The organism is Pseudoclavibacter sp. AY1H1 (assembly GCF_002931055.1).
Classification (GTDB): Bacteria; Actinomycetota; Actinomycetes; order Actinomycetales; family Microbacteriaceae; genus Pseudoclavibacter.
On the sequence record NZ_PSXX01000015.1, the window covers coordinates 62,203 to 84,788 of the forward strand.

At 69.9% G+C, this 22,586-nt stretch carries 21 protein-coding genes and 1 tRNA gene; 6 read left to right on the forward strand and 16 right to left on the reverse strand.

Features of this window, described 5'->3' with window-relative positions; genetic code table 11:
* Positions 1 to 64: 64 nt before the first annotated feature.
* A complete protein-coding gene (locus C5E05_RS17765; RefSeq protein ID WP_258064917.1) occupies positions 65 to 1,255 on the forward strand; it encodes an alpha/beta fold hydrolase in 1,191 nt (396 codons plus the stop codon).
* A gap of 69 nt (positions 1,256 to 1,324) precedes the next feature.
* Here the strand turns inward: C5E05_RS17765 and C5E05_RS17770 are convergent, their stop codons facing one another.
* Positions 1,325 to 1,696 carry a RidA family protein gene (locus C5E05_RS17770; protein WP_104240486.1) on the reverse strand — a complete coding sequence of 124 codons (372 nt, stop codon included), beginning with the start codon at positions 1,694 to 1,696 and terminating at the stop codon, positions 1,325 to 1,327.
* Between the two features lie 93 nt (positions 1,697 to 1,789).
* The gene (locus tag C5E05_RS17775; protein ID WP_104342695.1) at positions 1,790 to 3,808 is read right to left on the reverse strand and encodes a BCCT family transporter; all 2,019 of its coding nucleotides are present in this window, start codon (positions 3,806 to 3,808) and stop codon (positions 1,790 to 1,792) included.
* 201 nt (positions 3,809 to 4,009) lie between these two features.
* On the opposite strand from C5E05_RS17775, the gene C5E05_RS17780 reads away from it, so the two are divergent.
* On the forward strand, positions 4,010 to 4,465 hold the full coding sequence (locus C5E05_RS17780) for a YbhB/YbcL family Raf kinase inhibitor-like protein (protein ID WP_104298370.1): 456 nt from the start codon (positions 4,010 to 4,012) through the stop codon (positions 4,463 to 4,465).
* A 77-nt stretch (positions 4,466 to 4,542) separates the two neighbouring features.
* Here C5E05_RS17780 and C5E05_RS17785 read toward each other — a convergent pair whose 3' ends face one another.
* Both C5E05_RS17785 and C5E05_RS17790 read right to left on the reverse strand, forming a co-directional pair.
* Positions 4,543 to 5,445: a hypothetical protein gene (locus C5E05_RS17785; RefSeq protein ID WP_104342696.1), complete on the reverse strand. Its 903-nt coding sequence runs from the start codon at positions 5,443 to 5,445 to the stop codon at positions 4,543 to 4,545.
* Between the two features lie 131 nt (positions 5,446 to 5,576).
* The gene (locus C5E05_RS17790) at positions 5,577 to 6,563 is read right to left on the reverse strand and encodes an ECF transporter S component (protein WP_146081175.1); all 987 of its coding nucleotides are present in this window, start codon (positions 6,561 to 6,563) and stop codon (positions 5,577 to 5,579) included.
* A gap of 221 nt (positions 6,564 to 6,784) precedes the next feature.
* Between C5E05_RS17790 and C5E05_RS17795 the strand changes: the two genes are divergently transcribed.
* From C5E05_RS17795 to C5E05_RS17805, 3 genes are all read left to right on the forward strand, one after another.
* On the forward strand, positions 6,785 to 7,867 hold the full coding sequence (locus C5E05_RS17795) for an LppP/LprE family lipoprotein (protein WP_146081176.1): 1,083 nt from the start codon (positions 6,785 to 6,787) through the stop codon (positions 7,865 to 7,867).
* 47 nt (positions 7,868 to 7,914) lie between these two features.
* A complete protein-coding gene (locus C5E05_RS17800; RefSeq protein ID WP_104298366.1) occupies positions 7,915 to 8,763 on the forward strand; it encodes a phosphatase PAP2 family protein in 849 nt (282 codons plus the stop codon).
* Between the two features lie 79 nt (positions 8,764 to 8,842).
* Positions 8,843 to 9,106, forward strand: a complete 264-nt coding sequence (locus C5E05_RS17805) for a hypothetical protein (protein WP_104332889.1) — start codon at positions 8,843 to 8,845, stop codon at positions 9,104 to 9,106.
* A gap of 128 nt (positions 9,107 to 9,234) precedes the next feature.
* Here C5E05_RS17805 and C5E05_RS17810 read toward each other — a convergent pair whose 3' ends face one another.
* On the reverse strand, positions 9,235 to 10,446 hold the full coding sequence (locus tag C5E05_RS17810; protein WP_104342699.1) for a carbamoyl-phosphate synthase large subunit: 1,212 nt from the start codon (positions 10,444 to 10,446) through the stop codon (positions 9,235 to 9,237).
* A gap of 177 nt (positions 10,447 to 10,623) precedes the next feature.
* Between C5E05_RS17810 and C5E05_RS17815 the strand changes: the two genes are divergently transcribed.
* Positions 10,624 to 11,808, forward strand: coding sequence for a hypothetical protein (locus C5E05_RS17815; protein ID WP_146081177.1), 1,185 nt, complete (start codon positions 10,624 to 10,626; stop codon positions 11,806 to 11,808).
* Between the two features lie 163 nt (positions 11,809 to 11,971).
* Here the strand turns inward: C5E05_RS17815 and C5E05_RS17820 are convergent.
* From C5E05_RS17820 to C5E05_RS17870, 11 genes are all read right to left on the reverse strand, one after another.
* A tRNA-Gln gene (locus tag C5E05_RS17820) sits at positions 11,972 to 12,043 on the reverse strand.
* Positions 12,044 to 12,138: 95 nt separating this feature from the next.
* Complete coding sequence (locus C5E05_RS17825; protein ID WP_104342701.1) at positions 12,139 to 13,224, reverse strand: NAD(P)/FAD-dependent oxidoreductase; 1,086 nt, start codon at positions 13,222 to 13,224, stop codon at positions 12,139 to 12,141.
* 510 nt (positions 13,225 to 13,734) lie between these two features.
* Positions 13,735 to 15,258 (reverse strand): glutamate--tRNA ligase, encoded by a 1,524-nt coding sequence (gene gltX / locus C5E05_RS17830; protein WP_104240474.1) that lies wholly within the window; start codon positions 15,256 to 15,258, stop codon positions 13,735 to 13,737.
* A gap of 53 nt (positions 15,259 to 15,311) precedes the next feature.
* On the reverse strand, positions 15,312 to 16,493 hold the full coding sequence (locus C5E05_RS17835) for a GNAT family N-acetyltransferase (RefSeq protein WP_104342702.1): 1,182 nt from the start codon (positions 16,491 to 16,493) through the stop codon (positions 15,312 to 15,314).
* 152 nt (positions 16,494 to 16,645) lie between these two features.
* Entirely contained in the window at positions 16,646 to 17,182 is a 537-nt protein-coding gene (locus tag C5E05_RS17840; RefSeq protein WP_104342703.1) for a heme-degrading domain-containing protein, read from the reverse strand.
* Positions 17,175 to 18,227: an L-glyceraldehyde 3-phosphate reductase gene (gene mgrA, locus C5E05_RS17845; protein ID WP_104342704.1), complete on the reverse strand. Its 1,053-nt coding sequence runs from the start codon at positions 18,225 to 18,227 to the stop codon at positions 17,175 to 17,177. Before mgrA ends, C5E05_RS17840 begins: the two co-directional genes overlap by 8 nt.
* A gap of 43 nt (positions 18,228 to 18,270) precedes the next feature.
* Positions 18,271 to 18,882 carry a bifunctional 4-hydroxy-2-oxoglutarate aldolase/2-dehydro-3-deoxy-phosphogluconate aldolase gene (locus C5E05_RS17850; RefSeq protein ID WP_104342705.1) on the reverse strand — a complete coding sequence of 204 codons (612 nt, stop codon included), beginning with the start codon at positions 18,880 to 18,882 and terminating at the stop codon, positions 18,271 to 18,273.
* Positions 18,875 to 19,624 carry an IclR family transcriptional regulator gene (locus C5E05_RS17855; protein ID WP_104240469.1) on the reverse strand — a complete coding sequence of 250 codons (750 nt, stop codon included), beginning with the start codon at positions 19,622 to 19,624 and terminating at the stop codon, positions 18,875 to 18,877. The genes C5E05_RS17850 and C5E05_RS17855 overlap by 8 nt, the downstream gene beginning before the upstream one ends.
* Positions 19,625 to 19,637: 13 nt before the next feature.
* Positions 19,638 to 20,591, reverse strand: a complete 954-nt coding sequence (locus C5E05_RS17860; protein ID WP_258063030.1) for a sugar kinase — start codon at positions 20,589 to 20,591, stop codon at positions 19,638 to 19,640.
* Positions 20,560 to 22,068 (reverse strand): tripartite tricarboxylate transporter permease, encoded by a 1,509-nt coding sequence (locus C5E05_RS17865; protein WP_104240468.1) that lies wholly within the window; start codon positions 22,066 to 22,068, stop codon positions 20,560 to 20,562. Before C5E05_RS17865 ends, C5E05_RS17860 begins: the two co-directional genes overlap by 32 nt.
* The gene (locus C5E05_RS17870) at positions 22,065 to 22,577 is read right to left on the reverse strand and encodes a tripartite tricarboxylate transporter TctB family protein (protein ID WP_146081178.1); all 513 of its coding nucleotides are present in this window, start codon (positions 22,575 to 22,577) and stop codon (positions 22,065 to 22,067) included. The genes C5E05_RS17865 and C5E05_RS17870 overlap by 4 nt, the downstream gene beginning before the upstream one ends.
* Positions 22,578 to 22,586: the final 9 nt, after the last annotated feature.

Sequence of the window (22,586 nt, forward strand, 5' to 3'; positions counted from 1 at the left end):
GCACCGCCCGTGCCCCCAGATCTGCCCCCAGACCGGTCGCGCCCTCCCCTGCTAGCTTGAGCGCGTGGCCCCGCAGATCCCCCCGCAGCTCGCCGACCGGCACGCGCGTCACCTGCGCCGCCCTGCCACGGACACCACGCCCGAGTTCGACCTGGCCTACGCGCGAGGTGGACCGCGGGGGTCGACCCCGGTCGTCGTGATCCCGGGCGGGCCCGGCCTCGGCTCGCTGCTCCCATACCTCGGCTTCCGGAGGCGCGCCGCGCAGGGCGGCCTCGACGTCATCATGGTCGAGCACCGCGGCATCGGCTTCTCCCGCACCGACCTGGGCGGGCGCGACCTGCCGAGTTCCGCGATGAACATCGTCGAGGTGATCGACGACATCGCGGCCGTGCTCGACCGGGAGGGCATCGCGCGGGCGCACATCGTCGGCGCCTCCTACGGCACATACCTCGCGTCGGCGTTCGGCGCCAGGCACCCGGACCGCGTCGCCGGCATGCTGCTCGACTCCGCCCTGCAGTCCGCCGAGTCCCTGAACCTGGAGCGGCACACGGTGCGCGAACTGTTCTGGCACGCCGACACCGCAGCCGCAGAGGCGACGCACGCGCTCATCGACGCCGGCGTCGACTCGCGCATCCTGCTCGACGTGGCCCGCGCCGCCTACGAGCTGGGCGGCGACGAGCTCCTGGTCCCCGTGCTCCGACAGCGCGCGAACCACGCGCACACCGCAGCCTGGAGCGCCCTGCAGCTGTACGCGACCCGCGACCGCTCCATCGCCCGTTTCCCGGGCATCTACGAGTTCGACCTGTCCGGCGTCATCGGCTTCCGGGAGCTCGGCTACGGCGGCCACCCCGACGGGCTGCCCCTCGACCCCGCGCTCACCTACTCGGAGATCGCCGACCTCTTCCCCGCCTTCGCGGGCGAACCCTTCGACCTCGCCGAGGAGACGCCGAAGTTCCCGTGGCCGCTCGTGCTGCTCGTCGGCAGACGCGACCTGCGCACCCCGCCGCCCATCGCACGGGCAGTCGCCGCCACGGCTCAGGATGCGGTGCTCGTGCACATCGAGAACGGCCATTCGGCCCTCGAGTCCCACCCGCTGGTCCTGCTCAACGCCATCCGAGCACTCGTCCGCGGGCGCGAGCACTCGCTGCCCGCGGCATCCGCCGCGCTCGATCGACTCCCGCGCCGGGGGCTCGCCGCGCGCATCCCGGAGCTGCTCGGCGCCGCGACCCTCATCGAGAGCACCGTGAGGGCCTAGGACCCTGGGTTCCTAGGCCCTGGCACGCGCTGCTGCGCGGGGCCGGACTCGACCCCGCGCAGGCAGCAGCTACTCGCTGATGATCGCGTCGACCTCGACCTCGAGCAGGAGGTCCTTCGCGACAAGGCCAGCGGTGCCGATGAACGCGCACGCCGGGCGGATCTCGCCGAAGACCTCGCCGTGCACGGCACCGACGGACTCGAAGTCGCGCTCGATATCGACGAGGAACACTCGAGTGCGCACGACGTCCGCCAGGCTGGCGCCGGCCTGCTCGAGCGCGGCGCCGATGCGCTCGAAGATCTCCCTCGCCTGCTCCTCAGCGTCGACACCCGGCGCCGTCGTGCCCGCCACGAAGACGTGGCTGCCGACCTTCACGGCCCGTGAGTAGCCGACCGTCGCCTCGTAGGGCGAACCGGAGGAGATGTTCGTGCGTTCGGTCATGAGGGGGCTCCTTCGTGAGGCAGGCGCTGAGTCCTGGCAGGGAATGTCAGCTCAGAGCATGCCACGACGGCGGAGACCTCGGAGGCCGTTGCGTCAGACGCCGACACGGTCCCGGTCGCCCTCGGAGTCGGCGTCGGCATCGCCATCCCGATCGGCGCCGCCCGACTCGAGCGCCTCGCGGGTAGCCGGCGCCTCGATGCGCGCCTGCTCCCCCGACTCGGCCTGCTCCCCCGACTCGGGGGACACCGTCGACGTCTCGCCGTCCGTCGACGCCTCCTCGCCCTTCACGACGTCGAGCATGCCCGTCGTCGCGTCCGTGTACCACTCGGTGAGCGCCGGGTCCTCGGAATCCAGCCAGGCGCCAGCCCCATGCTCCGCCTCGACGACGCTCGCCCCGAACACGAAGTCGTCCCCGTGCTCGGCGATACCGGCGCGGACGCCCTCGTCGATCGCCTCCCTCGCGTAGCGGCGGCGCATCATGTACGGGTCCATGCGCAGGTCCTTCGCCCACGCCCACATGATGCCCATGACGACGAACGCGAACGGCAGCGCCGTGACGACCATGATCGCCTGCAGCCCGGAGAGCGCATCCCGTCCGCCGGCGAGCAGCAGCGACGCCGCGATGAGGCCGAGCATGAGGCCCCAGAAGATCGTGACCCAACGCGACGGGACCGGCTTGCCCTGCTGGCTCATCGACCCCATCACCATCGACGCGGAATCGGCCGACGTGACGAAGAAGATCACGATGGAGACGAGCGCGACGAGACTCGTGATGAGTCCGAACGGCAGCTCCTGCAAGAGCGCGAACAGCATGAGCTCCGGGGCGCCAGCCTCGCTGATCGGCACCCCCTGCGACTCCATCCACATGCTCGTGCCACCCACGACGCCGAACCACAGCATGCAGATGATCGACGGCACCACGATGACGACCGTCACGTACTGGCGGAGGGTGCGGCCGCGGGAGATCTTCGCGATGAACAGCCCCACGAACGGCGTCCACGACACCCACCAGGCCCAGTAGTAGGTCGTCCAGGCCTGCATGAACGCCTCGGTGTCCCCGTCCATCTCCGTGTTGCGCATGAGCATCGTGCCGAGCTCACCGAAGAACGCGACACCGGAGGCCGGGATGAGGTTCAGGAGCAGCAGCGTGGGTCCGGCGATGAAGATGAACACGCCGAGGAGGCCCGCGACCACCATGTTCACGTGCGACAGCATGCGGATGCCCCGCTTGACGCCCGAGACGGCGGACAGGATGAAGAGGGCCGTGAGCACCGCGATCGTCGCGATGAGGAAGCCGTTGCCGAGCTCGCCGATGCCGGTGACGACCTGCACGCCCGACGCGATCTGCAGCGCCCCGATGCCCAGCGAGACGGCCGTGCCGAAGAGGGTCACAAGGATCGCGAACACGTCGATGATGGGCCCGAACCAGCCCTGCGTGCGCTGCGAGAACACCGACTCGAACAGCGCCGAGATGAGCGGCGCGCGGCCACGGCGGTAGGAGGCGTACGCGATGGCCCCGCCGACGAGCGCGTAGTACGCCCACGCCATGGGCCCCCAGTGCAGCACCGTCTGCGCGAGCGCCGTGTGCATCGCATCCACGGTGCCCGACTCCGCGTCGAAGCCGTGCGGTGGTGCGAGGAAGTAGGTGAGCGGCTCCATGGGCCCGTAGAAGAGGAGGCCGATGCCGATGCCCGCCGAGAAGAGCATCGCGATCCACGACACCATCGAGAACTCGGGCTTCTCGTCGTCCGCGCCGAGCCTCACACCACCGGTTCGCCCGTAGCCGACGACGAGCATGAAGACGGCGACGGCGATCGTGAGCACCGAGAACAGCCAGCCGAAGCTGCCCGTCACCCAGTCGAGCGAGGCCGTGCCGACCGCCGAGAGGCTGTCGGGCGAGACGAGCGCCCAGGCGATGACCGCGACGACGCCAGCGCCGGCGATGCCGAACACCGACCAGTTCGTGCGGAACAAGCGGCCGGTCTGCTCGACGCCGATGCCGGGAACGAGGGCCGGATGCACCGGATCCGGGTCGATCACCTCCCGGATGATGCGTGTCACCGGCTTGCGCTGCGGTCCGATCAAGGAGGGTGGTGTGTCCTGTGAGCTCATGGCGTTGGGATCATCCGTTTCTCTTGGGGGAAGGCAAACGGGGTGCAACGTTACCCGAACGGGGCGTCGGACCCACTTCCGCGAGGGGCCAGCGCAGCCGGAAGCGGCCCCGTTCGCCGAGGAATCTCGGAGACTGCTCGGACACACTTGGAGGCTGGTGCGCATCCGCCATCGCCCCCCCCCGAACGCGAAGGAATCTCCATGTCGCTCAACATCGCCGACCTCAAGATCACCAGCCCCGACTTCGAGGCTGGCACTCGCCTCGCCGACCAGTTCGCGGCCGATGGAGGCAATGCCGCCCCGCGCCTCGAGATCACCGGAGTGCCCGCGGAAGCCGTCGAGCTCGCCCTCATCGTCCACGACCCGGATGCACCGCTCCCCCTCGGTTTCACCCACTGGGTCGTCTACGGGCTCCCCGCCCAGGACGGCGTGATCGACGCGGGCGCCGACCATGCACGCGTCGCCGAGAACACCGCAGGGAAGACCGAGTACATGGGGCCGAAGCCGCCAGCTGGCCACGGCGACCACCACTACTTCTTCACCGTCTACGCGCTCGACCACCACGTCGAGGGAACCCCCTCACGCGAGGAGTTCCTCGACGGCTACGCGCACGCCATCCTCGAGCAGAACCGAGTCGTGGGCCTCTACTCGAACTAGGGCGCGGTCACGCGATCGGAGGGCGGGGCACATCGCTTCGCCCTCCAGCGCTTGGGCGCGGGCAGAGCATGTCGTCGCTACCAGTGAACTCGAGTGCCCACGAAGAGCGTGATGTACTCAGCTCCGACCGAGTACTGAGCCGTGTACTCGCTCGATGACAGGATGACGTCCGGCAGCCCGGGCCGAGAACGGCTCTCAGAGCCCTCGGCCGTCCAGCCTTCCGCAGCCAACGCCGTCATCCAAGCCTGCACCTGCATCTGGCCGGCGACGGGGACTCGCATCGTCCACGAGCTGGTGGACGTCCCGACGCTGGAGTCGCTCGATTCGCCGAGCTCCTCCCGGAGGATGCAGTCCTCGAACTGCACATCGCTCGGGAACGGGAAGCCAACCCAGGTCTCGGACGGTGTTGTCCGTGTCGCCGTGACGGTACCGGGGCTCGTCTCCTCTTGGAGCATGAGTCGGTACCCGCCGGGCTCGAGAGGCTCCCAGCTCACGATCTTCGTCGCGTCGGCCGCGCTCGGGGCGTTCTGCATGCGCCCCTCTTCCGCGAACTCCCCATCCGCGTCCCAGATCGGCCCGTCACCGCCATTCGACCGCGCGTCCCCGGCTACGGCGAACTCAGCGAGGACGCTCTCGAGGTAGTCGGCAACGGTCTCGTCGGTGGCCGTGGGACTCCACGCGAGCACGTGCAGAAGCCGTCCATCGCAGGCGAACGCATTCTCGGCCCGGTCGAAGCGCAGGCCGTCTGGTACGGGAAGCGTCATCCCCGATGGCCAGTCGAACCCTGCCACGAAGCCGCCGAGTGACGAGGCCTCGGGCGTCGGCGGGGCTGACGGCAGTCCGCTCGCTCCCGTGGGCGTCGCCGATGTCGATGCTGCAGCCTCCGGTGCGGGTTCCTCCGCGACCGCACAAGCGGAGATGCCGATCACGAGGAGCAGGGCGACGGCCAGGGCGGCGCGGCGGGAGGCATGGCGGGACATGTCTCAGAAGCTACCGACGCGCCCCCGAGTGCCGGTCCGATTCGCCGTTCAGAACTGTGCGAAAACGGGGCTCGAGGGCGGCCGTCGCGTCACTGAGGGGGCGGTGCCACCGGACGCGGGTGTGAGCGCCCTCAGAGCTTGGTGACGAGGGGAAGATGCTCGGCCGAGAGACCGAACCGTCCGCGGAGGACCGCGAAGATACCGAGGGCAACGCACCCCGTGAGCAGCTTGTCCATGACCGAGGTGACGATGTTCGCCGAGAAGACCGCCGCCATGAAGGGAACGCTCATGGCTTCCAGCGAGAGCACGGACACCTTCGACGCGTGCCCACCCTCTGCGTCGAAGAGCGTCGCGACGACCGGGGCGGCGACGAGCGCGCAGGCAAGAGCCGCGATGAGGTTGAGGACAAGGAAGCGGACCAGCCCGGAGCCCATCCCGAATCGGCGAACCCCGTAGCCCCAGACGAGCGCCCCCACGATGTTCACCGGGAGGAACGAGAGCGTCTCAGGATCTCCGACCACGAACCCGAGCGAGCTGGAGGCAACCGCGACGATGACGCCGTGCCACGGCCCGAGGGCCAGGGCCGCCACGGCGGTGCCCACCATGTCGAGGTACGCGGAGAGCCTGAAGACGTTGGCGGTGAAGAGGCCGAGCAGGTTGATCCCCACGCACACCAGGAGCAGCAGCACGACGGCCCACGTGGCCGGTGTGGAGCTCCCGACAGGGGCCATCGGCTCCCCAGCAGCTGGCGCAGGTCGCGCAGCGGGCGTGACTTCCCTCGACTGCTCCCGAAGGGCTTGGTCCTGTGCTGTCCGTCGCGCGTCACGGCATCGCCGCACCCACGAATCCGCCTCACGCTCGTCTGCGCCGAGCGCGGTCACGATGTCTCGGAGCAGCTCGGTGTCCAGCCTCGTTCGACCCGCCCGGAAAGCGTTGTAGACCGTCGATCGCGCAGGAATCGCCGCCGCCGCATGCACGCCTCTGCCCAACCGGAGGTCGGTGATTCGACGCACGAGCTCGGCATAGGAGACCGCCCCGGAGGCTTCCCGCAGCTCGCGAAGATCGAACGCGATCCTGTCGAAGGAATCGGGACCGAGCGAAGTCGGAGAGTTCGGCACCACCGCTCCTTCGTCTCCCCAGAGCTCAGCCCGCGCATTCAGGAGGAAGGGCTCTCTCACGTATCTCGCCGGTGCAAACCTACACGGAAGCCCGTTCGACTGTTCAGCCTTGTGCGAAAACGCCAGACCACGGCAGAACCGGTGAGGACGGCTCCTACCGTGAGAGGGAACGACACGCGCCGTCGCGCCTGTCTGCACCTCATCGGAAGGCGGAGGATCTCTTGGGCAAGCGCAATCGAATGGACACGGCGAGGGCGTTCGTGCTGGGGATGAGCGGGCTGCTCGTGCTCACCGGATGCGCGAGCACGAGCACGCCTGGCGGTCCGAGCTCCGCGCCGTCCGAGACCACGCAGGACCAGCCGGCGACATCGATGCCGATCACCACTCCGGCGCCCATCAGTCTCCCGACCTGCGACGACATGAACGCGACTGCCCTGCAGCAGTACCTCGACTACGGCCCCGAGGTCTTCAGCGTGCCGGCCGGTGAAACCGACCGCGCGACCTTCGACGAACTCGCTGGCACGAAGGCGCAGGCGGCGATGGACGCGGCGGCGCAGACGCGGGGCTGCCAGTGGCCCGTGCACATGGAGGGCATGGTGACGCAGTACGTCTCAGAACTCGACGCCGCCCAGCAGGGTCCCCTCATCGACGCGCTCCGCGACGACCCGGACGCAACGGAGGCGTCCGTCGGCGACGCGGCCACGTTCACGTACGTCATCCAGGCGCCAAGCCTCGCGATGGCGAACACGCAGGCCACCCACATCTTCCTCGGGGACACCTGGACGGTGATCTTCGACCGCGCGGGCCAGCGAGACTACGTGCAGGCCGCCATCGACGGGCTCCTCCGAGCAAACCCGGCGCTCGCCGACAGCGCCCCGGAAGACGGCGATGCCGAAGCGTCCGATGCCGGTCAGTGCTCGGGACTGACGGGCAGCGCGGCTCTCGCCAAATGGGCGCCGGAGGCCGAAGGAAGCATGCCGTGGGACCTCACGGGGCAGTTCAGTGACACGAGTGGCTACGACGACTGCGCGGATCTCTCCTGGGTGCAGTTGCGGCCGGAGTCCTGCTGCACGCGGTTCTCGGTAACACCACTGCTGCTCTTCCACGACGGCGTGTTCGTGCCTCCGACGACCGGTGACTACGCGGTCGAGTCCGTGCAGCGCATCTCCGACGGCGAGATCTCCGTGACCTACATGTGGCAGGGCGAGGACATCGCCGGGCCAGCGAAGACGGCAACCTCCGTGTACGCCTGGGACGAGGCGAGCGCGTCGATCACGCGGACCGGCGAACTTCCGCCCATGTGACCGACCGGCCCTGCTCAGCTTCAGCCGCCCCACCTAGAGTTGGTGCGGTGACCCACCCCCACGATGACACCCAGGGAGTCCGCGGCGAGCTCGCCCAGGACACCACCATCGACAATCGCGCCCCGAGGCCACCCCGGTCGAAGGCTGGACGCGCCGTCGAGCAGAGCGTTCGGGTCGTCGGCGACAAGGTCGGCCCCAACAGCGCACTCATCCTGCTGCTCGTGATCGGACTCGCGATCGTGATCGGGCTCAGCGCGCTCGCGGCCGAGATCTACGAGAACGTCACCGACAGCGACGGCGTGGCCGGCCTCGACCAGCCCCTCCTCGACTACGCCATCACCCTGCGAGCGCCGCTCGCCGACATGCTCATCACGGCGTACACCGACATCGCCGGGCAGATCGGCATGCCCATCATCGCCGTCGCCGCGCTCCTCATCCTCTCCATCCGGCGCCGCTCCTGGACGCCCGTGATCCTCATCGTCGCCGCGGGCGGCGGGTCGCTGCTCATGACGGTCGCGGGGAAGAACCTCATCGGCCGGGTCCGCCCGGACCAGGCGGAAGCCGTGCCGCCGTACGAGCACTCGGCGTCGTTCCCCAGCGGGCACACCCTCAACGCGGTGGCAGTCGTCGGGGTCATCGCGTACCTGCTCATCCTGCGCAGACAGACCAAGCGCGCACGGGTGCTGATCGCGCTCGGCGCCGTGGTCTTCGCGATCACGGTCGGGATCTCGCGGGTGTATCTCGGGCACCACTGGTTCACGGATGTGCTCGCCGGCTGGGTGCTCGGCGCGGCCTGGCTCGCGTTCGTGATCTTCGCGCACCGCGTGTACCTGTCGATCCGCGAGCATCGTCACGAGCGGCGCGCGGCGCTCGACCCGGCGAACGATCCACAGTGACGACGTCTCCGCAACCCCTTCGCACGGGTGTCCCAGCATGACGGAGGCTCCACTCAAGCCACGTGCCTAGGGTCGGGACATGGTTCATTTCAAGAAGCGAGTGTCCACGGTCATCGCCGGTGCCGTCGTCGCGGGCGGCCTCATGTTCGGCGGGGCGACCGCCGCGCAGGCAGCCACCGCCAACATGAGCGTCGGGCCGTTCTCGACGGCGAGCGAGTGCGAGGCGGCCAAGGTCACGTACATCTCCTCCTGGACGAAGATCAGCCAGGGATGCACGTACTACCCGCAGCAAGGTGGCTTCACCGACAACGGGTACTACTTCCACTACCGCGCGATCGCCTGAGCTACGGCTCCAGCAGATCTCGACGACTCCGCCCCGCATCCACGATGGATGCGGGGCGGAGTCTCGTTCAACGGGGCTCAGCTGTGCTCAGCCGGGCTCGGCGGGGTTGAGCAGGGGTCCGGCGTTGCTCAGACGCGCTGCTCGTGTACGGCCTCGAGCGAGGCCCGATCCTCGGGGAGCATCCCGTCGATCGGCTCCCCATTCCAGACGATGTCATCGCCGAGCGCGGCGAGCAGCTCCTTGCGCTCACCGTGGGTGAGCTGCGCACCGTGCACGATCGTCGCGGGGCTCCACAGCATCGCCAGCTCGTCGTGCCATCCCGCGCCGATGTCGCGCACGTGCAGCAGGTCGTGGAGCGACTTCGGGAGGTGCTTGATGGGCTCGGCGAACGCATCCGCCAGCACCGCCAGCTTCACCTGACGTTCGACGCCAGGCGCCACGACGAACGGCTCGGAGTTCGTGCCCTGGAAGGCGGCCGAGACCTCGTCGGCTTCGAGCAGGATGACACCGCTGGTGGGGCGCGGGTTGCATTCGATCGCGAACAGCCCGCCATCGTTGTCGACGAAGTCGAACGACAGCTGGCCCGTGTAGTTCGGGTCGAGGGTGTCGACGAGCCGCTGCGTGTAGTCGAGCGTCTCCGTGCTGTCGATCGCGAGGAACGAGATGCCCGTGCTGTGCGCCCACTGCTCGGGTGCGCGGTACGTGCAGTGCGCCGTGACACGGCCGTCGACGACGATGCTGTATGTGCAGATCATGGGGCCGTCCACGAAGGGCTGCACGAGCCACGGCTGGTCGGGCGTCGGCGCGGCCTCGTCGACCGACATCTTGCCCGCGAGCGGACCCGTGTTGGTGAGGAGCCCGACGCCGCCACGCGAGAACGCGGCGCGAGCGAAGAACTTCGGGTACGTGTCGATGGCCGCGAGCAGCTCCTCGTGGCTCGTCGCGACGATCGTCTCGGGCACCGGCACGCCTGCCTCCTGCGCGAGCCGCTTGAAGCTGGCCTTGTCGTGCAGGCGCGCGAGCTGCTCGAATCCGCCCGTGAACACGCTCGTGCCGTCCGGGAGCTCGTGGCCGCGGGCTGCGAGGTAGAAGGCTTCCTCGAACGTCGGGATGACGACCTCGATGTGCTGCTCTGCCGCGATCTTCGCGACGTCGGCGATGAACTCGTCCGTCTTGGCGCGCGGCGAGTTCGTCACGAAATGCCCCGCGAGGTACCTCGAATGGCTGCCGATGGCCCCCTCGTACGTGTCGCTCGCGAACACCGTGTGGCCCGTGCTGCCGAGCTTGCGGATGATGTCGAGCGCAAACGTGTTCCGGGAACTGGTGACAAGTACTCGCACGGTGGATCCTCTCGAAGGGGGAGATCGGGGTCACGCCAGCCTAGTGAAGTGCTCCTCGCCGCCTCGCCCCGGGGATTCGCGGGGAAACTCCCCGTCGAACTCCCCGTTTCGGCATCGCGGGCCGACGTGCCGGTCGCCACTCCCGGCGATGTCGGTGGCCGGTGCTGTACTGGGCGGATGGAGATTCAGGGGTGGGTTGCGCTGAGCTTTGTGCTCGGGGCGACGGTTGCAGTCATCATCGCGCTCGTGGTTCGGATGCGCGCGAACAGGCGCTGGCGGGCGACGCTCGACGAGCGGCAGAACGCCGCCGAGGTCGAGCGGAAGGCGCTCACCGCCGAGGCCGAGCGCGCCCACGCGCAGCTCCGGCAGCAGAAGCAGGAGCTGCAGGAAGAGGCTGAGGCGCGCCTCGAGCGCCTCGCGCTCCAGCACGAGGCCGCGTTCCAAGACCGGCGGATGCTCGTCGACTTCCTCAAGGACCGCGCCAGGCGTTCGATCGAGACGGAACTCGTGTCCCGGGAGGCGATCCTGCGGGCCAGCGAGACACTCGGGCTGAACGGCGTGCTCGCGACTCGCACGTTCATCCTCGTCCAGGAGGGCATGAGCACCAACCGCCACGTCATCCAGCTCGACCACGTGCTGCTCACCGACGCGGGCGCCCTCCTCATCGACCACAGGACCTGGGACGGCGTCATCTTCGACGGGGTCCGGCCCAGCGAGGCGCAGCCGGCCTTCGGCAACCTCGTCGACGATGTGGCGCTGCGTCCACCGTTCGCCCTGCAGATCACGAGCGGCGCCGCCACCACCCCAGACAGCACCGCCCCGCACGGCGGCGCCGCGGAGAGCTCCCTCCGGGTGCTGACGCACCTCGGGCAGTCAGCACCGCGCAGCCAGGCGCTCGCCCATGCGACGCACCTCGCGGGTCTGAGCGAACAGACCCTCGGCGAGTCCATCGCCGTCGACACCTGCGTCTTCTACTCGAACGCCACCGCGACCGTCTACACCGATGCCGCGACGCTCACGCCATCGGCCGACCGCACGGCCGTCGTCGCCGACGAGGCGCAGTTCCTCGACCTCCTCACGCGGCGCGAGCGCGCCAGGCGCCGCCCGCTTGAGGTCGAGCAGATCGAGCGGCTCACGGCGCTCCTCCACGAACAGGGCGCGAAGATCGACGCATTCGGCGACTACGCGCGCCTGATGCCCGCGCCCGAGCCGCTGGACGAGGCGGGCGCGGATGCGCACGCAGGTGCGGGCGCAGGAGCAGGGGCAGGGGCAGGCGCGAGTGCGGGCGCCGATGCGGGCGCCGATGCGGGCGCCGATGCGGGCGCCGAGGCATTGGTGCCGGCCGGCAGCATCTCGGGGTAGCGTCCGGGCGGCGCTGGGCTGCGCTTGCCGGCTGGGCTCTACCGCGTGGCTGAAGAGCTGCAGCGCGTGGCCGAAGACATACAGCGCGTGCCGAGGAGATACACGAAAGGCCCCGCTCAGCGGGGCCTTTTCGTCATGTTCACATCTGTGGTGTTCACATTTGCTGGGGTACCTGGACTCGAACCAAGAACAAAGGTACCAGAAACCTCCGTGTTGCCAATTACACCATACCCCACTGGCACCGAAGCGCCTCAGAGAGCATAGCGCACTCCCGGAGGCTGGACAAATCAGCGCGTCGAACGACCGGGTCGCGCCCGTCGCGCCCTCGACTCAGAGGCCCAGCAGGTCCCGGTCGACCGCCATGCCGGTCTGTGCCCCGTTGCCCGCGGCGACGATGAGCATCTGTGGACCCGGGCCCGTCAGCTCGCCCGTCGCGTAGATGCCGGGCACGCTCGTGCGGCCCTGGGCATCCGCCGCCACGAGGCCGAAGCCGTCGAACTCGATGCCGAGCTCGCTCGCGAAGTCGAGCTTCGCGACGTAATCGGGCCGCACGAACACGGCCTCGGCCGTCACGACGTCGCCGTCGGCGAGCGCAACGCCCGTCACGCCACCCGGTCCGCCCTCGACGTCGACGACGTCACGCGTCTCGACGACCACGCCGCGTTCGACGAGATCGAACTCCTGCAGCTCGGCGAGCTGCCCCTCGGCCGCGAAGACCGTGAGCGCTCCGGTGAAGCGTGTGAGCTGCACCGCCCGCTTGTACAGGTCGGTGACGCCGGGTGCCGCGATGACCGAGACTCGGCGGTCGCGCTGCGTCCATCCGTCGCACTCGACGCAGCTGTGGATGCTCGTGCCGTAGAACGCGCGCAGCATGGGCAGTGCGGGCAGCACCTCGGTGAGGCCCGTCGCGAAGACGACCGAGCGGGCGAACACGGCTCGTGCGGGCGTGCCGCGCACGCCCTTCGCCTCGACCGCGAAGCGGTACGGGACCCGCACGCCGTCGCGGCGGCGCGACGCGATCTCGCGCGGGTCGGCGGTCGTCGGCTGACCCCCAGCGCCCGCCACCCCACCGGCGACGAAGCCGAACGAGCCCTCGAATGCCGGCCCCTGCGACACCCCCGCGCCGACGACCTCCTCCTCGGTGAGCGCCCGGACGCGCGTGACCTGGGCGAACTGGATCTCGGCATCCTCGTAGGCCTCCACGTCTTCGCGGCCGAGCCTGCGCAGCTCGTTCGGAGGAGTGTGGTCGCGGGTCAGGAACCCGTGGGCTTCCAGCGTCGCCGAGTGGCGGGGCCGGTTGCCGTCGAGCACCAGGGTCGAGTAGCGGTGCCGCGCGAGGATCAGCGCGGCCTGCAGCCCGGCAGGGCCACCCCCGATGACGACGACGTCATAGTGCGTGCCCAACGCCTCGGTCATGCGGTCCTCCCGGAGTCTCGCGCCCACCAGCTCAGGACGGCGGGCATCCTCTTAGGTTAGCCTCACCCTTCGCGACGTGCGAGGGCGGCGCGAGTCGCCGAGCATCCCCGCGAGCGTGCCAACTCCCCGCGAGCGAGCCCACTCCCCCACAAACGAGTCTCGGGATGGGTAGCGCGCTTCCGGATGGGAAAGAACCCATCCGGAGGCGCGCTACTCATCCCGAAACGAGGAGCGGATGCGAGTGCGCGGGTGTGCGGGGCCAGCGGATGCGCGGCGCAGAGCGGCGCCGAGCACGAGCCGCAACGCGGACTCCGCCACCAGGCGCGACTCGACGCAGAGTCGAGCGCGCAAGACCACTCCCCCACAAACGAGTCTCGGGATGGGTAACGCGCTTCCGGATGGGAAAGAACCCATCAGGAAGCGCGCTCCCCATCCCGAGACGAAGCGCGGATGCGAGCCGAGCTGCCGAACCGAGCGGCGGCGCCGCGGAGCGGACGCGGCGCGGCGCGGCTACGCGGCGAGGCGCGAGACGAGCGAGCGCATGCGGGCGAGCGACTGCTCGCGGCCCAGCAGCTCCAGCGACTCGAAGAGCGGCGGGGAGACCTTGCGGCCGGAGACGGCCACGCGGATCGGGCCGAACGCGACGCGCGGCTTGAGGCCGAGCCCCTCGATGAGGGCTCCACGGAGGGCGGCCTCGATGTTCTCCGTCGTCCACGCCTCTGGCGCCTCGAGCGCGTCGAGGGCAGCGATGGAGGCGTCGAGCACACCCGTCACGTCACCCTTGAGGGAGCCGACGGCCGTGTCCTCGACCACGAGGTCGGCGGCATCCACGAAGAGGAAACCGAGCATCTCGGGAGCCTCGCCGAGGAGCTGCATGCGCTCCTGGACGTGCGGCGCCGCACGCCCGAGGAGCGCGAGCTGCGCATCCGTCGGCTCGAGCGGGAGCACGCCGGCGAGCTGCAGCGGCGCGACGAGGCGGTGCGCGAAGTCGTCGGCACCCAGGAGCCGCATGTGCTCGCCGTTGATGGCCTCGGCCTTGGTGAGGTCGAAGCGCGCGGGGTTCGGGTTGACGTCCTCGACGTCGAACGCGACGACCATCTCGTCCATCGTGAACACGTCGCGGTCCGCGGCGATCGACCAGCCGAGCAGGGACAGGTAGTTGAGGAGCCCCTCCGGCAGGAAGCCGCGGTCGCGGTGGTGGAAGAGGTTCGACTCGGGGTCGCGCTTGGAGAGCTTCTTGTTGCCCTCGCCCATGACGTACGGCAGGTGCCCGAAGCGCGGGATGAACTCGGCGACTCCCACGTCAATGAGCGCGTGGTAGAGCGCGATCTGGCGGGGCGTCGAGGAGAGCAGGTCCTCGCCGCGGAGCACGTGCGTGATGCCCATGAGGGCGTCGTCGACGGGGTTCACGAGCGTGTAGAGCGGCTTGCCGTTGGGTCGCACGAGCACGAAGTCGGGGAACGACCCGGCCTTGAAGGTGATCTCGCCGCGCACGAGGTCGTCGAACGAGAGGTCGGTGTCCGGCACTCGAAGGCGCAGCGCCGGCTCGCGGCCCTCAGCCTTGAGGCGCGCGATCTCGTCGGCCGACAGGTCGCGCTCGTAGTTGTCGTACCCCATCTTCGGGTCGCGACCGGCGGCCACGTTGCGCGCCTCGATCTCCTCACCCGTCGCGAACGACTCGTACAGGTGGCCGGCGTCGCGGAGCTTCTGGATGACGTCGAGGTAGATGTCGGTTCGCTGCGACTGACGGTACGGCTCGTGCGGCCCGCCGACGTTCACGCCCTCGTCCCAGCCGAGCCCGAGCCAGCCGAGCCCGTCGATGATCTGCTGGTAGCTCTCCTCGGAGTCGCGCTCAGCATCCGTGTCCTCGATGCGGAACACGAACGTGCCCCCGGTGTGCTTCGCGTAGGCCCAGTTGAAGAGGGCGGTGCGGATGAGCCCGACGTGCGGGGTCCCCGTCGGCGAAGGGCAGAAGCGGACACGGACATCGCTGCCCGTAGCGGTGGTCACAAGCGAAGAAGAGGATGCAGTCATGAGACCCCCAGCCTACCGGGGCGGCGCGGGTCACCGAGTGGGCGCGGCTCGACTCAGACGAGCACCTTCCGCCAGGCACCCTCGCTGACGAAGGGTCGGAAGCCGAGCGCCTCGTTGACGTTCAGCATCGGGCGGTTCTCCTCGGCGTTGTACGTGTAGACCCGCTCGACGTCGGGGTGCATCGCCCTCCAGGCGAGCAGGTTCACCGCCTTCACGAGCATCCCGAGCCGGTTGCCGCGATGCTCGCGCAGCACGAGCGTGTCCTCCTGGTCGGCTCGCCTCGTGCCGTCGTCCATCCGCTGCAGCTCGCTGAAGGCCACGAGCTCCCCGGTCGGAACGTGCTGGATTGCCCCCACGAGCACGCTGTCGCCGCGGGCGATCGCCGTCGCCTCGAGCTCCTCGCGGACACGCCTCGCGTCCCACTCCTGCTCATCTTCGACGAGGTCACCCTGCGGGGCGTCCGTGCTCATGCGCGCCTTCAGCGCCGCGTAGCCGTCGATGAACTCGTCCGGCGTCGGGTACGACCACGACACGCAGCGATACTCGACGCCCGCGGCCTCCCTGGCGCCATCGCGCAGCGCGCGCAGGGCGTCGTCGTGCTCGGCGCCCAGCTCGAGCACGCTCATGCGCTCGACCTGACCGAGCTCGAACCCTCGTCGCAGCAGCATCTGCGCGGCCGGATCCAGTGCCGGGATGTCCCCGACACCGCTCGGCGACGGGATGCGCGGCCCAGCCACCTCTCGGTGCACCACCCACGTGCGGATCTCCGAGCGACCCGCGTCTCGCACCGCCAGCTCCCCGACCTCGTACGCGGCCGCCCCGAAGCCGCGGCCCCGCGCATCCGGGTGGATCTCGAGCATCATCTTCGCCATCTCGACGTCTTCGGTGAGCGGGAAGTCGAAGAGCACACGCCCCACGAGCCGACCGTGCTCGCGGATGAGGCGGCCGTCCCGACGCTCGTACTCGCTCGGCTCGTACCCCGGCAGCAGCACCTCCGCGGGCAGCACGAAGTCGTCGTTGCGGTACGTGTCCCTCGTGACGGCGTTGCGCAGGGCCGTCATCTCGTGGAACGCCGCTGCCGCGACATCGTCGAGCGAAGACGGGATGCGCAGGGGCTCCGCGCTGAAGCCAGCCGGGGCGGCGGGGGTCGGCTTGGCGGAATCCGAGGCGGCGGCATCCTGGGCAGCCGCAGCTTCGGGGCCGGCGGAGTCGGGAACGGTGGTGTCGGGCGACATCGAAGTGCTTCCTGTTGGTGCGATGAAGCTGCGGCGTCGCAGCCGATCAGGATATCGAGCGCGACGCCGCCGCCTCAAGCACCCGGCGTGGCGGCGGATGCGCGCGGTGGGTGCGGCAGGTGCGCGCGGTGGGTGCGGCAGGTGCGCGTGCGCTACGCCTCGGCCAGGAACTCCCGCAGCTGCTCGACGACAAACGCATGGTCCTCGACCTGCGGCAGCCCCGAGATGCCGACCGCGCCGACGACACCGACCCCGTCGATGCGAACGGGGAACACGCCGCCGTTCGCGGCGACCTCGTCGGGGTCGAGTCGCGACTCCTGCTCGTAGACGCGCCCCAGCGAGCGGAACAGCGCACCAACGCCGAGCGATGACTGCTCGAAGTGCAGCACCGCGCGTGTCTTCCGCTCGAGCCACGCGTCGTTGTCCGGCACAGCGCCGTCGAGTGCGGCGTGGAAGACCCGCTGCTGTCCGACGACGATGCCGATGACCACGGGCAGCGAACGAGCCGCCGCCGCCTCCCGCATCCGGGAGCCGAGCCGCCACGCATCATCGCGCGAGAACCTGGTGAAGACGAGCTCGGCCTCTTCGGCGCGGATGCGCGCGAGATCCGCGAGGGCGTCGGCGGCGGTGACGGCCGAGCTGTCGCCCGCCTGCTCCTGCACCCGCTCCTGCGCTGGCGCGTCAGGCATCCGACGACGCCGTCCAGATGTTGATGCCGCCGTCGACGGCGTAGGTGTCGATCTCTGCGAGCTCGGCGTCGGTGAACGGCGCCGCGTCGAGGCACCTGACGAGGTCGTCGAGCTGCGAGGTGCGGGACGCCCCGATGAGGGCGGACGTGATCCGCTCGTCGCGCAGCACCCAGGCGATCGCGAGCTGCGCGAGCGTCTGCCCGCGACGCTCCGCGATGGCGTTGAGGGCGCGCACCCGCTCGAGGTTCTCGTCGCTGAGCATCCCGTCGCGCAGCGTCTTGCCCTGCGTCGCCCGCGACCCCTCCGGCACTCCCCCGAGGTACTTGTTCGTCAGCAGCCCCTGGGCGAGGCCGGAGAACGCGATGACGCCAGCCCCGGCCGTCGCGTTGGCTTCGAGCACCGACGGCTCGCCGTCCTCGATCCAGCGGTTCAGGAGGGAGTACGACGGCTGCGAGATGAGCAGCGGCGTCCCGAGTTCGCGCAGGAGGCCGGCGACCTCCTCGGTGCGCTCCGCGGAGTAGGAGGAGACGCCGACGTAGCGGGCCTTCCCGCTGCGCACGATCGCATCGAGCGCGGCCGCCGTCTCCTCGAGGGGCGTCTCGGGGTCGAACCGGTGGCTGTAGAAGATGTCGACGTAGTCGGTGCCGAGCAGGCCAAGGCTGTTCTCGAGGCTCCCGAGCAGGTGCTTGCGGCCGCCGCCCGAGCCGTTCGGGCCTGGGAAAACGGGGTATCCGGCCTTCGTCGACAGCACGAGCTCGTCGCGCAGGCCCGCGAAGTCCTCGCGCAGGATCCGGCCGACGTTCGCCTCGGTCGAGCCGAAGGGCGGGCCGTAGCCGTTCGCGATGTCGAAGTGCATGATGCCGAGGTCGAATGCGTGCCGCAGCAGCTCACGCTGCTTCGCGAGGGGGGTGTCGTCGCCGAAGCCGTGCCAGGTGCCGAACGAGATCGCGGGCAGCTGCAGTCCGCTGCGGCCGACACGGCGATACTGCATCCGCTCGTAGCGGTCGGCTGCTGGGCTGTAGCGGGGGGTGAGCTGGGCGGTCATGGGAGCCCTTTCTGTCAGAGGAGGTTGTGGATGCGCGGCAGCGTCAGCGCGCGGGAGCGGATGCGCGGAGCGCGGAGAGGAGGGGCAGCTGCGCTTCGTCCTCGAGCGCACTGCCGACGGCGACGACGTCGGCTCCTGCCGCGAGGTACTCCCCCGCGTTGGCCGCGTTGATGCCGCCCGTAGCGACAAGACGCATCTCGGGGAACGGCCCTCGCATGGCCGAGAACCAGTCGGCGCCGAGCACGCTGGCGGGGAACGCCTTGACCCAGGTCAGGCCGAGCGCCTTCGCGAGCTGGATGTCGGTCCCGCTGGCCACACCGGGCAGCGGGGCGAGGCCCGCGGCCTGGGCCGCCTCGATGACGGCGGGGTCGAGGCCGGGTGCGACGGTGAACGTGGCTCCGGCCTGCTTGGCCTGTTCGACGTGGGCGAGCGAGACGACGGTGCCGGCGCCGACCGCGTGTCCGCCGGGCTCGGCGGCGCGGACGACGGCGCGGAGCGCGTCGAGCGCGGCATCGTTCTGGATGGGCACCTCGACGCTCGAGATGCCGAGCGACCAGGCGAGGTTCGCGAGCTCGACGCTGCGCTCCGGGGTGTAGCCGCGCAGGATCGCCATGACGGGCGATTCGGCGAACATGGTGTCGAAGGTGTCAGTCATGTGGTCTCCAGCCGAGGTCGTGGGAGATGGCGAGGACGACGTCGTCGAGGCGCGGCTGCCATTCGGCGAGTGCGTCGAGGTCGGCACTCGCCTTGAGTGCGGTGATGGACACGGCCGCGACGACCGTGTCGCTCGAGTCCCGGATGGGCATGGCGATGCAGTTGATGAAGTTCTCGTACTCGGCATCGTCGACGGCCCAGCCGCGTTCGCGGGTGCGCTCGAGCTCGGCGTCGAGGGCGGCGCGCGAGACGATCGTGTTGTCGGTGTATGGCGTGTACTCGTAGCCCTCGAGCATCCGGTCGGTCTTCTCAACGTCCTGCTGGGCGAGGATGGCCTTGCTGACGCCCGCCGTGTGCAGGAGCACCGGCTGCCCGATCTGGGAGTAGAGCCTGACCATCCCAGGCTGCTCGATCTTGTCGGCGTAGACGATGCGGTCACCCTCGAGGACGGCGAGGTGCACGGTGTGCGTGCAGTCCCTGCCGAGCTCCTGCAGCACGGGGCGGGCGATGTTGCGCAGGTCGAACTGGTCGCTGGCCGCCCGGGCGAGACCGCTCAGCCGGTAGCCGACCCCATATCTGCTGTCCGCGTGACGGCGGGTGAGCCCGGTCTCGGTGAGCGTCTGCAGCATCCGCAGTGCCGTCGATCGGTGCACGCCGAGCTTGGCGGCGATCTCCGACTGGGTGCGCGGCGCGAGGCTCACGTACTCGAGGATCTCTGCTGCGCGGTGGATGCTCTGGGACATGGTGGGACTCCGATCAGGCCGGGACGAAGTCGTGTGTGCTGCCGAGGGTTCGGGCGGCGAGCCCGTGCCCTCGGTTCAAGCACGCATCGACGGGCTCGCCGCCAAGCATCGCACCGAGGTAGCCGGCCGTGAAGGCATCGCCCGCCCCGACGGCTTCGACGACGTCGACGGGATGCGCTGGCACGAACGCCGAGGACACGCTGCCGTCGACGACAGTGACCTCGGTTGCGCCGACGCTGCCGTCCTTCACGACGAGGCTGCCGGGCAGCCCGAGCCGCGAGTGGAGCGTCGCCGGGCGGCCCTCGCCCCACAGCGTCTCTGCCTCGTCACGGCCCACGAACACGAGGTCCGCGAGCGCTGCGAGCGCCGCGAGTCGCGGCCCCGCGGCTTCGATGCTCCAGAGCCCGGGCCGGTAGTTCACGTCGAACGACACGGTGATGGCGCGCCGCCGCGCCTCGAGCATGACGGCTTCGAGCATCGCCGAGCAGCTTGCCGAGAGGCCGGCGGTGATGCCCGTCACATGGAGGGCGGCGACGCCCTCCCAGTCGAGCTGGGCGAGCACGGTCGCATCCATTCGCGAAGCGGCCGAACCGGCCCGGTAGTAGTAGACGGTGGTCTCCCCGTCGCCAGGGTCCTTGAAGTAGACGCCGGTGGGCGCCCCCGGCACGAGCTGGACGCCTGCGACGTCGACGCCGCTCGCGCGCACCTCGTCGAGGAGGCGCCACCCGAGTGGGTCGTCGCCGAGCCAGCTCACCCAGCTGGAGGGGACGCCGGAGTCGGCGAGGTACATGGCGACCGTCGACTCCGCGCCCCCGGCCTTGACGGCGAAGCTCACGGCTTCCCTGAGCGGGGCGACGTGGGTCGGCGTGACCATGGCCATGGTCTCGCCCAGGCACAGCACGCGACCGGCGCGCGGGGCGTTCGCGAGCACGGCGCTACTTGAGAATGGGCTCTTCGGTGCGCTCACGCGTCGACCGTCCTTTCAGCAGGGCGCGGATGCGCGGGGCGAGAACGGCGAGGATGCTCAGGATGATGAGCGTCAGCGCGATGGGGCTCGTGAAGACCGCTCCGTAGCCGTCGATGAGGAGTGCACGCCGGAGGTTGCCTTCCGCGAGCGGCCCGAGGATGAGGCCGAGCACGAGGGGCCCCGGCGGGAAGCCGAAGCGTCGCATCGCGAGCCCGAGGAGCCCGAAGGCGAACATGAGCACGACGTCGAACACCGAGTTGGAGACGGCGAAGGTGCCGACCATGCAGAAGGTGACGATGACAACCGAGAGGTAGCGCTTCGGCATGGCGAGCAGCTTGACGACGCCGCGCATGCGCACGAGCGCGAGGGCCAGCGCCAGCACGGTGGCGATGAGCATGATCGCGGAGAGGCTGAAGACGAGATCGGGGCGGTTCGCGAACAGGCTCGGCCCCGGCTGGAGCCCCCACACGATCATGGAGCCGAGCATGACGGCCATGACCGAGTCGCCTGGCACGCCGAGCGACAGGGTCGTCGTGACCGATCCGCCCATCGTCGCGGTGCTCGAGCTGTCGGCGGCCGCGACTCCCTCGAGTGCGCCCTTCCCGAACTTCTCGGGGGTCTTGGAGGCGCGGCGCGCCTGGTCCCAAGCGATGACGCCGGCGATGTCGCCGCCGGCCGCCGGGATGACGCCGACGACGGCGCCGATTCCCGTGCCGATGGCCGTCGGCTTGCGCAGCAGCTTGCGTTCCGCCTTGTTCGGCCACCATTTGCCGAGCTGCGTGATGGGCTGCGGCTCGGGGCCCCTCTTGGCGGAGATGACCTGGTTGAAGACCTCGGCGATGCCGAAGAGGCCGATGATGGCGGCGATGAACGGCACGCCGCTCGAGAGCTCCGGGATCCCGAACGTGAAGCGCTGGTCGCCCGAGATGGGGTCGTTGCCGATCGTCCCGAGCCACAGGCCGAAGGCTCCGGCTGCGAGGCCCTTCATGACGCGGTCGCCGGAGACGCCGATCATCATGGTGAGCCCGAACACGACGAGTGCGAACATCTCGATCGGCCCGAAGCTCAGCGCGAAGCCCGAGATGGGCTGCGCGAGGAACAGCAGGATGAGGATGCCGGCGAAGGAGCCGACGGCAGAGACGAGCGCGGAGCTCGTCAGCGCGATGCCGGCCTTGCCCTGCTTCGCGAGGGGGTACCCGTCGAAGGTCGTCGCGATCGAGGCGGGGGTGCCAGGCGTGTTGATGAGGATCGACGGAACCCGGTCGCCGAACTGCGCGGCGATGTAGATGGAGAGCAGCACCGCGAGACCCTGGAGGGGCTCGAGGGTGAGGGTGAAGCCGGCCGCGAGCGCGACGGCCATCGTGGCCGTGATGCCGGGGATGGCGCCCACGAGCGTGCCGAGGAGCACGCCGATGATGAGGCACAGCGCGATCGTGGGGTCGAGGAGCGCGCCGAGCCCCTCCGTGATGCCGTTCACAGCGGCACCCCCAGGAGGAGCCCGAAGACCCCGTAGAGCACGACCGTCACGATGACGGGGAACAGCGCGAGGTCGCGCCAGCCGCGGCCACCGAGCACGAACGTGAGTCCGGCGGCGAGGAGCAGCGTGACGATCACGAAGTGGAGGAAGTACCAGGCGACGCCGTAGGCGGCGATGGCCGCGAGCATGAGGAGCATCCGCGAGATGCCGCGCTTCGTGGGGGCGTCCTCGCTCGGCGCATCCGGCTTGCGGATGGCGACCCCGACGAGCAGCGCCCCGAGGAGCACGATCGCCCCGCCGAGCACGGTCGGCCACCAGCGCGGGCCGAACGGGTCGCCGCCCGTCGCCGGGACGACGGCGACGGCCAGGGCGATGGATGCTCCGCCGACGGCGATCACACCCGCCGCGATGAGCATGTCCCGCCGCCGGCTGACGGGCCGAGACTCGGTGGTCTCCTCGTCGACGCCGAGCGCCACGTCGAGCGGGTTCGCCTCGACTGATCTATCCATGACGGTCAC

Excerpts from the sequence above, each read along its gene's own strand:
- C5E05_RS17780 (WP_104298370.1), top strand. The coding sequence starts at position 4,010 with ATGTCGCTCAACATCGCCGACCTCAAGATCACCAGCCCCGACTTCGAG.
- C5E05_RS17835 (WP_104342702.1), bottom strand. The coding sequence starts at position 16,493 with ATGTCGCCCGACACCACCGTTCCCGACTCCGCCGGCCCCGAAGCTGCG.
- C5E05_RS17850 (WP_104342705.1), bottom strand. The coding sequence starts at position 18,882 with ATGACTGACACCTTCGACACCATGTTCGCCGAATCGCCCGTCATGGCG.
- C5E05_RS17855 (WP_104240469.1), bottom strand. The coding sequence starts at position 19,624 with ATGTCCCAGAGCATCCACCGCGCAGCAGAGATCCTCGAGTACGTGAGC.
- C5E05_RS17825 (WP_104342701.1), bottom strand. The coding sequence starts at position 13,224 with ATGACCGAGGCGTTGGGCACGCACTATGACGTCGTCGTCATCGGGGGT.
- C5E05_RS17840 (WP_104342703.1), bottom strand. The coding sequence starts at position 17,182 with ATGCCTGACGCGCCAGCGCAGGAGCGGGTGCAGGAGCAGGCGGGCGAC.
- C5E05_RS17805 (WP_104332889.1), top strand. The coding sequence starts at position 8,843 with ATGGTTCATTTCAAGAAGCGAGTGTCCACGGTCATCGCCGGTGCCGTC.
- mgrA (WP_104342704.1), bottom strand. The coding sequence starts at position 18,227 with ATGACCGCCCAGCTCACCCCCCGCTACAGCCCAGCAGCCGACCGCTAC.
- C5E05_RS17775 (WP_104342695.1), bottom strand. The coding sequence starts at position 3,808 with ATGAGCTCACAGGACACACCACCCTCCTTGATCGGACCGCAGCGCAAG.
- gltX (WP_104240474.1), bottom strand. The coding sequence starts at position 15,258 with ATGACTGCATCCTCTTCTTCGCTTGTGACCACCGCTACGGGCAGCGAT.
- C5E05_RS17870 (WP_146081178.1), bottom strand. The coding sequence starts at position 22,577 with ATGGATAGATCAGTCGAGGCGAACCCGCTCGACGTGGCGCTCGGCGTC.
- C5E05_RS17785 (WP_104342696.1), bottom strand. The coding sequence starts at position 5,445 with ATGTCCCGCCATGCCTCCCGCCGCGCCGCCCTGGCCGTCGCCCTGCTC.
- C5E05_RS17770 (WP_104240486.1), bottom strand. The coding sequence starts at position 1,696 with ATGACCGAACGCACGAACATCTCCTCCGGTTCGCCCTACGAGGCGACG.
- C5E05_RS17815 (WP_146081177.1), top strand. The coding sequence starts at position 10,624 with ATGGAGATTCAGGGGTGGGTTGCGCTGAGCTTTGTGCTCGGGGCGACG.